Below are 10,351 nucleotides of genomic sequence, written 5' to 3'. Positions count from 1 at the left end.
CCCCCGCCCCCCCCCCCCCCCCCCCCCCCCCCCCCCTGCAGCAGCGAGCAACGGGCGAACAGCAGCTCGATGCCTTCCGGCGAGCGTTCGGTGCGCAGGTTGCGTACATAGTCTTCCGCCCCCAGCGCGATGCCGATAAGACGCGGCGAAGCGTGCGCGATCGCCACCGCGTTGGTGATGCCCTGCGCCGATTCGATCGCCGCCAGCAGCCCGGTGCTGCCGACCGGCCGGCCGCAGGCCGCTTCGATGGCGGCAATCTCGCGCTCCATGTCGATAACGTCCTGCGCGCTGTCGGTCTTAGGCAGGCGCACGATATCCGCGCCGCCGCGCACCACCGCCTGCAAATCCGCCAGGCCGTAGGCGGAGTCGAGCGCATTGACGCGCACGATGGTTTCCACCTCCTGGTACAGCGGGTGCTGCAGCGCGTGGTACACCAGCCGGCGTGCCGCGTCTTTTTCACGCAGGATCACCGAGTCTTCCAGATCGAACATCAGCGCATCGGCCTGATAGATAAAGGCGTTGCTGACCATCGCCGCGTTGGCGCCGGGGACGAACAACATGCTGCGGCGCAGCCGGGTTTTATTCAGCATTTTCATCTTTCGCCTCCCACGGCAGTTGGCCACCCTCGCAGGCGCGCATCAGCGCGGTTTCCAGCCGGGCGCGCAGCACGCAGTCCAGCGCCCCTTTGTCGTCGACGATCACCTGCACCGGTTCCACCTCATAACGCTGCAGCACCTCCAGCAGGGTGCGACGGATCGCCGCGCCGAACTGTTTTTCCACGCTGCTGGCGATCAGCAGATCGTGCTGCGGCCCCTCGGCGGGCGCGATGCGCACCATGACATCGCTGGATTCCAGCGTGCCGGCCATTGCTTCTCGGATAATTTTCATCATTCACCTGATTGTGCGGACTCAAAAGGATGCGGGGCCGCCTTGGCCCGGCGCTGCGTTTGCAGATCCTGCAGGTAGTACAGGGTGTCCGGCGGCACCAGCGGCGCGGCGGCGTGGAAGTCCCCCGCCGCCAGCAGCTTGCGCACCCAGGAGGCGGAGATCGCCGTGCCCTGATATTGCAAACGCTCGATTTCCACCAGCGCGATCGGCGGGCTGGGCAGCGCCGGCGTTTCCAGCCAGTAGCGCATGTCGCGGTTGTATTTCGCGGTCACCGCGCAGAACGGCTCGTTGCCGACGAAGCGGTGCGTAATGCCCAGCGCGGGCGCCAGATACTGGCGGAAGATCTTCAGATCGATTTCGGTGTAACAGTCGTCGGCCACGCCCTGGTCCTTGATGAAGTAACAGGGGAAGGTGGCGCGCGAGATCACGTACTGCGAGCCTTCGTGTACCGTGAGGTTGGGGATGTCGGCGGTGCCGGCCAGCACCAGCCGGCGCCGGTCTTCATAGCTGAAGCGCGAGGTGTTTTCCTTCACCAGAAACAGGTGCAGCCAGTCGCAGCGTTTGGCCGCCTGACGCACCAGATACTGATGCCCGCGAGTGAAGGGGTTGGCGTTCATCACGATGCTGCCGATGGTGTCGCCCGGCCGGCGCTGGCTCGCCAGCTGTGCGGCGTAGCGCTTCAGGCGGCACGGGCTGTTTTCCATCAACACCACGATGCCCGGCACGGTGGCGATCGGGTAGAAACCGCACTGGCGGAACAGCGGCTCGTTCTGCACCTTGGTGTAGATAAACAGCTGGGTGTGATGGCGCTCATAGGCCAGGTTCACCAGCTCGGTCGCCAGCGCCAGCGCCAAGCCTTCGCCGCGCATCAGCGGGCTGATGGCGACGCATTTGATAATATTGTCGGCGATGCCGCCGCAGGCGACCAATTTGTCGTGTTGGGTAACGGTAATAAATATTTCAACCGTGGTGTCGATATTCAGATCGTTACTGCGCAAGAAGGCGCTTATTTCTGAAATCGCTTTATGATCCGATCGCTTTACCCGGTTAAATACGGCATCGCCTAACATAACACGCTCTCTGGGTTAACTGGCAAACAACAAATGAAATACAAAAAGGCATTTTAATTAACATCGAAAATGGCAATTAAAACCTTAAAAACCATGAAGATAAAATCACCCTCTCGTTCAATAAACCCATGGTAAGCAGAAAAAAAACGCCGATTATTGACCTATTTCACAAACCGATCCCGGTTAATAAGTTATTTAATGTTCTTTATTTACTTAATTAATCTTATGGTGTTTATTATTGAGATAATCTTTATTTGGCGCCGCAATTCACTTACATTCACTTAGCATTTTTATTGCAATTACGGGTCGCACTATGGAATGGCTGAACATCCTGATCGTTGAAGACGAAACGCCGCTGGCGGAGATGCATGCGGAGTTTATCCGCCAGAACGGCGGCTGCCGCCAGATTTGGCTGGCCGGCACGCTGGCGCAGGCGCGCGCCATGACCGAACGCTTCAAGCCGGATCTGATCCTGCTGGACAACTTTCTGCCCGACGGCCAGGGCATCACCCTGCTGCGCGAACTGACGCTGAGCGGCTATCGCGGCGGTATCGTGTTCATCACCGCCGCCAGCGACATGGCTACCGTGGCCGAGGCGTTGCGCTACGGCGTGTTCGACTACCTGATCAAACCGCTGGCCTATGACCGGCTGAGCCAGACGCTGCAGCGCTTCAGCCAGCGCCGCGAAGCGCTGAAGGACAAAGCGCGCCTCAACCAGCGCCGCATCGACGAGATGTTCAACACCTACGCCCGCGGCGAACAGCAGGCGGCGCTGCCCGCCGGCATCGACGAGCTGACGCTCGGCAAGGTCCGCGCGCTGTTCGCCGAGCCCGCCGCGCGCCACACCGCTGAAAGCGTTGCGCAAAAAATGGGGCTCAGCCGCACCACCGCGCGCCGTTATCTGGAGTTTTGCACCGCCGCGCAGCAGCTGCGCGCCGAGATCATTTACGGCAAGGTGGGCCGCCCACAGCGGATCTACCGCGCCGGCGAGCCGCATTAGCGGTTATTTGATCGCCCTTGCAAGGTTGCGTGTAACCGCTTTACTTTTTATGCGCCGGTCAGCATCTTGGTGAGCATCACCTAGCCGACTGGACGATCGCCGATGCCCGCTGAACCCCTAGCTTCCCTGTCCGAGATCCTCGCCCGCCGTGACTGGCAAAACCCCGCCTGCACCCACTACCGCCGGCTGGACGCCCACCCGCCTTTCGCCAGCTGGCGCACGGTGGAAGACGCGCGCGACGATGCCCCCAGCGCCAGCCGCAAGTCGCTGAACGGCGAATGGCGTTTCAGCTACTTCCCGCGCCCAGAGGCGGCGCCGGAAGGCTGGCTGCAGCAGGATCTGCCGGACGCCGCCCCGCTGGCGGTGCCGGGCAACTGGCAGCTCGCCGGCTACGACGCGCCGATCTACACCAACGTGCGCTACCCGTTCCCGGTCGATCCGCCACGCGTGCCGGAAGACAACCCCACCGGCTGCTACTCGCGTACCTTCAGCGTCGATCCGGCCTGGCTGGCCGCCGGCCAGACGCGCGTCATCTTCGACGGCGTCAACTCGGCGTTCTATTTATGGTGCAACGGCCACTGGGTCGGCTACTCGCAGGACAGCCGCCTGCCGGCGGAGTTCGATCTCGGCCCGTGGCTGCGGCCGGGGGAAAACCGGCTGGCGGTAATGGTGCTGCGCTGGTGCGACGGCAGCTATCTGGAAGATCAGGACATGTGGCGCATGAGCGGCATCTTTCGCGACGTCAGCCTGTTGCACAAACCCGCCGCCCACCTGAGCGATGTGCGCATCAGCACCCCGCTGCATGACGGCTTTACCCGCGGCGAACTGGTGGTGACGGCGCGCGCCAGCCGGCCCGGCCCGCTGCAGGTGCAGGTGCAGGTTCAGCTGTGGCGCGATGGTGCACGGGTGGCCGAGCGCACCCAGCCCCTCGGCAGCGATATCGTGGACGAGCGCGGCGCCTATGACGATCGCGTCACGCTGCGCCTGCCGGTGGAACGCCCGGCGCTGTGGAGCGCCGAAACGCCCGCGCTGTATCGCGCCACCATCGCCCTGCTCTCCCCCGAGGGGGAGATTATCGAAGTGGAGGCCTATGACGTCGGCTTCCGCCAGGTGGAAATCAGCGGCGGGCTGTTGAAGCTCAACGGGCAGCCGCTGCTGATCCGCGGCGTTAACCGCCACGAGCATCACCCGCGCCACGGCCAGGTGATGGACGAGGCGACGATGCGCCACGACATCCTGCTGATGAAACAGCACAACTTCAACGCGGTGCGCTGCTCGCATTACCCCAACCACCCGCTGTGGTACCGGCTGTGCGATCGCTACGGGCTGTACGTGGTGGACGAAGCCAATATCGAGACCCACGGCATGCAGCCGATGAACCGCCTGGCTGACGATCCGCTGTGGTTGCCGGCGATGAGCGAGCGCGTCACCCGCATGGTGCAACGCGATCGCAACCACCCTTGCATCATTATCTGGTCGCTGGGCAACGAGTCCGGCCACGGCGTGAACCACGACGCGCTGTACCGCTGGGTGAAAAGCCAGGATCCGACCCGCCCGGTACAATATGAAGGCGGCGGCGCCGACACCGCCGCCACCGACATCATCTGCCCGATGTACGCGCGAGTGGATCAGGATCAGCCGTTCCCGGCGGTGCCCAAATGGGCGATCGGCAAGTGGATCGGTCTGCCGGAAGAACAGCGGCCGCTGATCCTGTGCGAATACGCCCACGCGATGGGCAACAGTTTCGGCGGCTTTGAGCGCTACTGGCGCGCGTTCCACGCACATCCGCGCCTGCAGGGCGGCTTTGTCTGGGACTGGGTCGATCAGGCGCTGATCAAGCGCGACGAGCGCGGCGAGGAATTTTGGGCCTACGGCGGCGACTTCGGCGACACCCCCAACGATCGCCAGTTCTGCCTGAACGGGCTGGTGTTCGCGGATCGCACCCCGCACCCGGCGCTGTTCGAAGCGCAGCGGGCGCAGCAGCTGTTCCGCTTCGCCTTCGACGCCGCCTCGCTGACGCTGACCGTCACCAGCGATTACCTGTTCCGCCACACCGACAACGAACAGCTCAACTGGCGGCTGGAGCTGGACGGCGTGGAGCGCGCCAGCGGCAGCTTCGATCTGGCGCTGCCGCCGCAGGGCAGCGCTAGCTTCATCTTGCTCGATCGGCTGCCGATGCTGCATCAGCCCGGCGAGCTGTGGCTGAACGTGGAGGTGGTGCAACCGCAGGCCACCGACTGGTCCGAAGCGCACCACCGCTGCGCCTGGGATCAGTGGCGGGTGCCACGCGCGCTGCATCCCGCGCCGCCGCCGGCGCAGGGCGTGCCGCCCACGCTGATTGAAGACGATCAGGGTCTGACGCTCACCCACGGCGACCAGCGCTGGCGCTTCGAGCGCAGCAGCGGCCACCTGACGCAGTGGTGGCAGAATGAGCAGCCGCAGCTGCTGACGCCGCTGCGCGACGGCTTTGCGCGCGCGCCGATCGACAACGACATCGGCGTCAGCGAGGCGGACCATATCGATCCCAACGCCTGGGTCGAACGCTGGAAGCTGGCGGGCCTGTACCGGCTGGATGAGCGCTGCACGCGGCTGCAGGCCGATGCGCTGCAAAACGGCGTGCGGGTGGTGAGCGAACACCAGTTCGGCGTGGACGGGCAGATTCTGCTGATTAGCCGCAAGCAGTGGCTGTTCGACGCGCTGGGCGCGGTGAGCGTGAACGTGGAGGTCGAGGTGGCCGACGCCCTGACGCCGCCGGCGCGCATCGGCCTGAACTGCCAACTGGCGACGGTGCAGCCGCAGGCGGAATGGCTGGGTCTGGGCCCGCACGAGAACTACCCTGATCGCCGCCTGGCCGCGCAGCATGGGCGCTGGCGCCTGCCGCTGGCGGATCTGCACACGCCGTATATTTTCCCCGGCGAGAACGGCATGCGCTGCGACACCCGCAGCCTGCGCTACGGCGGCTGGCGCATCGACGGCCGCTTCCATTTCTCGCTCAGCCGCTACGGCCTGCAACAGCTGATGGCCTGCAGCCACCAGCATCTGCTGCAGCCGGAAGCAGGCACCTGGCTGCATCTGGACGGCTTCCACATGGGGGTGGGCGGCGACGACTCCTGGAGCCCGAGCGTGCACCGGGATTACCTGCTCACCGCCGGCGTTTACCGCTATCAGCTGCGCCTGCAGCGGGCGCCAGAGGGCTAAATCTGCCAAAAAACTCAACGGGTTGCGCATTCTGTAAGCAAACAGTCACAGAATGTGTAATCCGCCTTTGACATGCCTGCGGCGCCTCGCTATTATTCGCCCCGTTCACACGATTCCTCTGTAGTTCAGTCGGTAGAACGGCGGACTGTTAATCCGTATGTCACTGGTTCGAGTCCAGTCAGAGGAGCCATATTTAGAGAAGCCCGCTTAAGGAAACTTAAGCGGGCTTTTTGCTGTTGGGGTTTTGCATGGGTTCTGTCGGCTATGAGCGAGGGGTAGAAGTTGGTAGGGTTCTGCTCCTTGCTGAACGCGCTGCGTCATATTTCCCGAAAGCCAACTTAGTGTTCTAAGTCACAGATATTCAACGCATCTCTCACTGATGCAACCTTTTGAGCATAAAAATGTATACTCTTATGAGTAGATTTTCGCTGGAAGAATTGAACGGATAAGGTCACCCGTTGCAGCCCCAAAAGGATACATGACATGCCCAGAACCAAAGCCCCCTCCCGCTGGCAGCATTCCGATCCCCGCTATCTCTATTCCTTGGTAGCCCGGCGTTACTTTGCGGAAATGAAAACCAAGATTGAAATCGCTGAAGAGCTGGGCGTTTCCCGTTTTAAAGTTGCCCGTCTGATCGATGAGGCCATTGAGCAAGAATACGTCAAATTCGTGTTCCCTAAACAGCAAGCGCTCGATGAAGAAATTGCCGGAAACCTCTGCGAAAAATACCGCCTTAAAGAAGCGGTCGTCCTTCCTGCTTCAGAAACCTGGTCCACCCAAGAGCAGCTGAACGTCAAACTCGGGGGGATCACGGCGAATTATCTCAGTGAAACCCTCCAGGAGGGAATGAAATTTGGCATGGCTTGGGGGCGGGTTTTGTCCAGCACCGTCAGTCAGTTGGTTTCTTTACCCTCTCTGGATGTTGTCCAGCTCTCTGGTGTACATCCAGGCATAGAATTCAGCCAAGGCCCCGTGGATCTCATTCATAAAATTGCAGCCATTTCGCACGGAAAGGCCCACCCGATGTACGTTCCGATGTGGGTCGATGACGAGAGTCTGGCGGAAAAACTAGCAGGCGATCAGGCCGTGCTGGACGCCCAGAAATTTTACCCGCAAATGGACGTGGTGATCACCGGCATTGGTGCCTGGAAAACGGGTTCATCTAGTCTGTGCGATATTTTCCCAAAATCCTGGCGTGATTCGCTGCTCGCTCAAGATATCGCTGCCGATGTCTGCGTGACACTGGTCAACAGCGAGGGAGAGATCCTGGACAGTCCCATGAGCCGGCTGGGCTTTGGCATTACAACCGAACAGCTGAGAACCACGAAGAAATTGATCGGTGTGGCGGGCGGTGAAGAGAAGTACGAAGGGATTGTTGCTTCGTTAAAATCCGGCCTTTTGAAAGTGTTAATCACAGACTTTGATACGGCCATCAAACTTCTGGAGTGATGGCCGCACAACGAACTCCGCGCCGGCATTACTCAATGTCGGCGTGACGTGCTTTCATCGTCTGGTTTGTTTCGTTAAGTTTTTCCATTAGCCCTAACACAATGCTGTCGTACATCAGCAGGCAGGCCTGCTCAAAAAGCGATCCCATTGGCTGCACACTGTCACCGGCCGGAATGGTCAACACATGATCAGCCAGCCCCGCCAGCGTTGAGCCCGGTGCCGCGGTGATCAGCGCGATCTGCACCCCGTTTTTCTTCGCAATGTTCACTTGATTAATCAGACGCGGAGTCTCCCCAGAACCGGATCCCACAATCAACAAATCGCCTGCATGTGAATGAGGAGAACTGATTTCACCCACCACGCTGACCGACATCCCCAGGTGCATCAGTCTGTTCGTCAATGCATTAATCATTTGCCCCGAACGACCGGCCCCGGCAAGGAAAATGTGGTTCGCGGTAACGATGGAATCAATCACGGCATTAAATTCCCGCTCATCGATTTTTCCAGCGAGCGATGCGAGTTCGTTTAAAACGAGAGAGTAGTTTTTCATCGTGCAATTCTTCTATGAAAAAGGCAGATACCTGCGTATCTGCCTCTTGTTTATCAGGATGCCGAAAGCATCTCTTCAACGTATTTTCCGACTTCGTGCGTTTTCAGGTTGCGGCAGGACTCAATGAACGACAGCTCCTGGAAAAGCGTGAAAAGGCGACGCAGTACCGCCATGTGCTGATCGCTTGTGGCGAACGCAAGGTTGAACATAATGCCGCATTCAACGGTCAGATCGGCATCTTCCATCTGGCCGAAAAGCACCCCCTTGTCAAAACGAACGATACTGATGCTGTTGGTCTTTACCAGCGTGTAGTCCGCATGGGGAATGGCAATCCCCTGCCCATTTGCCATCATCAAACCCGTCGGGTAGGTTTTTTCACGTACCAGACAGGCCTGGATGTACTCCGGTGTGATGTAGCCCTTCTCCAGCAGCTTCTGGCCGGCAAACTCAATAGCGGCGCGCCAGTCAGCGATGGTTCCCTCAACGTCGTTTACCAGAATTTCGAGTTTCATCATTCACCTACTTCAGCATTTCTTCTTTAACGGCATCGAAGATTTCATCTTCACCCAAACCGGTTAACAGGCCTGCGCCCACAATAACGCGCGTCGTGATCCCCGGGTTATCCAGTTTGGTGGAGGAGACGATCAGGTCATATCCGTTAAAAGTGTCCGTGGTGCACGCCATCAGAGAGGATTTATCAACCTGCGCTTCCATTTTCTGCTCTTTCAGAAAGTCTTGCAGGACAGAAACCATGATGGAGGAAGAAGCAATACCGTTACCGCACACGACTAAGATCTTTTTCATTTTCATTACCTTTTTAAATGGTTAAATCGTTTTTTCTGCTTCTGCTTTTAACTGGCGGCGTGACCTCTGTTTAAGCAAGTACCCCACAGACACCAGCAGCACGGCAGCAAGCGCGTAACCGACGATGCCCACATGGCTGAGTGCGGCAAAAAGACCGGTGAACGGGTTGGCCGACGGGTTCAGAGATGAATACATCACGCTCGCATCCGGGTTGGTGCCGAACTGCTGGAACACTTCGTTGGTGGCTGGCGCCATCCATGACGCAATGTACAGACCACCACCAAACAGGATGATGGAAGTCACCCAGGTGCGAATAATATTGCCGTTGAAAACAGGCACCATGCAGGCAATAAAGAACACGAACTGCGACAGGTCACCCAGCGGCATCACGCGATTGCCAGGCAGGATCACGGCAAGGATCACAATCACCGGGATCAACAACAGTGCGGGGGCGATAACCGACGGGTGGCCAACGATCAGCGCCGTATCCATGCCGACGGTGATCTCGCGATCGGGGAAACGTTTGACCAGTTTCTTACGCGCCACGTTGGACAGCGGTACCAGTCCTTCCATCATGATGGAGGTCATGCGCGGGAGAAGAAGCATGACGGCCGCGAGGTACATCCCCAGTTGAAGGCTCGCTATGATCGTATGATACGGAGACTCCCAGCCATAACCGCAGAAACCCAGCAGGATGCCGATGATGAAACCCACCATGGTCGGATCGCCGAGAATGCCAAAACGTTTCTGAATACTTTCTGCGGTCACGTTCAGATTACGGAAACCCGGGATGCGATCGTAAACCCAGTTAAATGGGTAGGCGAACAACAGGTAGGTATTCGCAACCGGATGCGATATAGCGACACCTTTCGGCAGATTGAAGAATTTTTCGTTCTTTTTCGCGCCCAGATCCGCCGCAATCAGCGCCCAGACGTGGAACAGCGCGGCAGTAAGAACACCGTACAGGAAGCTGCCGGAGTAGGCCCCCACGATCGCCCCCATGGAGGCATTCTGATGCAGGTTAAACACATCGACGTTCACGCAGTCAGTCAGGCGAGCGACCAGCATGGCAATGTTTACGGCCACGCACAGCGGGATGATAATCGCCCCCATACTTGAGCCAAAACCCATGACGGCCGTTGCCGCCCCTCCCACGTCAATGGCGCTGAGTGACGATCCTGTGGCTTTCGCGAGCCCAGTGACCGCCGGCTGCATTTTTTCCAGCATTAACATGATGGTCATGGTTAATGCGATGAAACCGATACCGACTTTGATCGCGGATGAAATGCATTCGGACAGCGGACGGCCCAGCAGCTTCATCAGGATAAGGAAGATGACGGGTATGAAAATAAAGTTACCCAGGTCATTGATAAACTGTGTGATCAGTTCCAT

The 10,351-nt window shown here is 59.3% G+C and carries 10 protein-coding genes and 1 tRNA gene; 4 read left to right on the top strand and 7 right to left on the bottom strand.

Translation table 11 applies throughout. The annotated features are described in order from the left end of the window. From ACJ8PN_RS08400 to citC, 3 genes are all read right to left on the bottom strand, one after another. On the bottom strand, nt 1–596 hold a 596-nt coding region (locus tag ACJ8PN_RS08400), incomplete at its 3' end, for an aldolase/citrate lyase family protein (RefSeq protein ID WP_442534813.1). Continuing rightward, the gene (citD, locus tag ACJ8PN_RS08395; protein WP_004940811.1) at nt 580–888 is read right to left on the bottom strand and encodes a citrate lyase acyl carrier protein; all 309 of its coding nucleotides are present in this window, start codon (nt 886–888) and stop codon (nt 580–582) included. The genes citD and ACJ8PN_RS08400, both read right to left, overlap by 17 nt. Then, nucleotides 888–1,958: a [citrate (pro-3S)-lyase] ligase gene (gene citC, locus ACJ8PN_RS08390; RefSeq protein ID WP_004940809.1), complete on the bottom strand. Its 1,071-nt coding sequence runs from the start codon at nt 1,956–1,958 to the stop codon at nt 888–890. The genes citD and citC overlap by 1 nt, the downstream gene beginning before the upstream one ends. 313 nt (nt 1,959–2,271) lie before the next feature. On the opposite strand from citC, the gene dpiA reads away from it, so the two are divergent. The 4 genes from dpiA (at nt 2,272) to ACJ8PN_RS08370 (ending at nt 7,605) form a co-directional block, all read left to right on the top strand. After that, a complete protein-coding gene (gene dpiA / locus ACJ8PN_RS08385) occupies nt 2,272–2,958 on the top strand; it encodes a two-component response regulator DpiA (protein ID WP_021505854.1) in 687 nt (228 codons plus the stop codon). Between the two features lie 102 nt (nt 2,959–3,060). Beyond that, nucleotides 3,061–6,156 (top strand): beta-galactosidase, encoded by a 3,096-nt coding sequence (locus ACJ8PN_RS08380; RefSeq protein WP_442534812.1) that lies wholly within the window; start codon nt 3,061–3,063, stop codon nt 6,154–6,156. 114 nt (nt 6,157–6,270) lie between these two features. After that, nucleotides 6,271–6,346: transfer RNA gene (locus ACJ8PN_RS08375), tRNA-Asn, on the top strand. Between the two features lie 293 nt (nt 6,347–6,639). Beyond that, complete coding sequence (locus tag ACJ8PN_RS08370) at nt 6,640–7,605, top strand: sugar-binding transcriptional regulator (protein WP_154871084.1); 966 nt, start codon at nt 6,640–6,642, stop codon at nt 7,603–7,605. 28 nt (nt 7,606–7,633) lie between these two features. On the opposite strand, the gene hxlB is transcribed toward ACJ8PN_RS08370, so the two are convergent. From hxlB to ACJ8PN_RS08350, 4 genes are read right to left on the bottom strand one after another with little or no spacing between them, the layout of a single operon-like run. After that, complete coding sequence (hxlB, locus tag ACJ8PN_RS08365) at nt 7,634–8,155, bottom strand: 6-phospho-3-hexuloisomerase (protein ID WP_154871083.1); 522 nt, start codon at nt 8,153–8,155, stop codon at nt 7,634–7,636. A gap of 53 nt (nt 8,156–8,208) precedes the next feature. Further along, nucleotides 8,209–8,667 carry a PTS sugar transporter subunit IIA gene (locus tag ACJ8PN_RS08360; protein ID WP_154871208.1) on the bottom strand — a complete coding sequence of 153 codons (459 nt, stop codon included), beginning with the start codon at nt 8,665–8,667 and terminating at the stop codon, nt 8,209–8,211. Between the two features lie 7 nt (nt 8,668–8,674). Continuing rightward, a complete protein-coding gene (locus ACJ8PN_RS08355) occupies nt 8,675–8,959 on the bottom strand; it encodes a PTS sugar transporter subunit IIB (RefSeq protein WP_074054856.1) in 285 nt (94 codons plus the stop codon). Between the two features lie 21 nt (nt 8,960–8,980). Beyond that, on the bottom strand, nt 8,981–10,351 hold the full coding sequence (locus tag ACJ8PN_RS08350) for a PTS galactitol transporter subunit IIC (protein WP_437188645.1): 1,371 nt from the start codon (nt 10,349–10,351) through the stop codon (nt 8,981–8,983).

Source organism: Serratia sp. CY76391, from assembly GCF_052166695.1.
GTDB classification, from domain to species: Bacteria; Pseudomonadota; Gammaproteobacteria; order Enterobacterales; family Enterobacteriaceae; genus Serratia; species Serratia nematodiphila.
The sequence above is the reverse complement of the archived record's forward strand: the minus strand, read 5'-3'. Positions and strand labels throughout refer to the sequence as shown.

What these genes read in the sequence shown, in the direction of transcription:
- ACJ8PN_RS08380 (WP_442534812.1), top strand. Translation starts at nt 3,061, where the DNA reads ATGCCCGCTGAACCCCTAGCTTCCCTGTCCGAGATCCTCGCCCGCCGT.
- dpiA (WP_021505854.1), top strand. Translation starts at nt 2,272, where the DNA reads ATGGAATGGCTGAACATCCTGATCGTTGAAGACGAAACGCCGCTGGCG.
- citC (WP_004940809.1), bottom strand. Translation starts at nt 1,958, where the DNA reads ATGTTAGGCGATGCCGTATTTAACCGGGTAAAGCGATCGGATCATAAA.
- ACJ8PN_RS08350 (WP_437188645.1), bottom strand. Translation starts at nt 10,351, where the DNA reads ATGGAACTGATCACACAGTTTATCAATGACCTGGGTAACTTTATTTTC.
- ACJ8PN_RS08370 (WP_154871084.1), top strand. Translation starts at nt 6,640, where the DNA reads ATGCCCAGAACCAAAGCCCCCTCCCGCTGGCAGCATTCCGATCCCCGC.
- ACJ8PN_RS08360 (WP_154871208.1), bottom strand. Translation starts at nt 8,667, where the DNA reads ATGAAACTCGAAATTCTGGTAAACGACGTTGAGGGAACCATCGCTGAC.
- hxlB (WP_154871083.1), bottom strand. Translation starts at nt 8,155, where the DNA reads ATGAAAAACTACTCTCTCGTTTTAAACGAACTCGCATCGCTCGCTGGA.
- ACJ8PN_RS08355 (WP_074054856.1), bottom strand. Translation starts at nt 8,959, where the DNA reads ATGAAAAAGATCTTAGTCGTGTGCGGTAACGGTATTGCTTCTTCCTCC.
- citD (WP_004940811.1), bottom strand. Translation starts at nt 888, where the DNA reads ATGAAAATTATCCGAGAAGCAATGGCCGGCACGCTGGAATCCAGCGAT.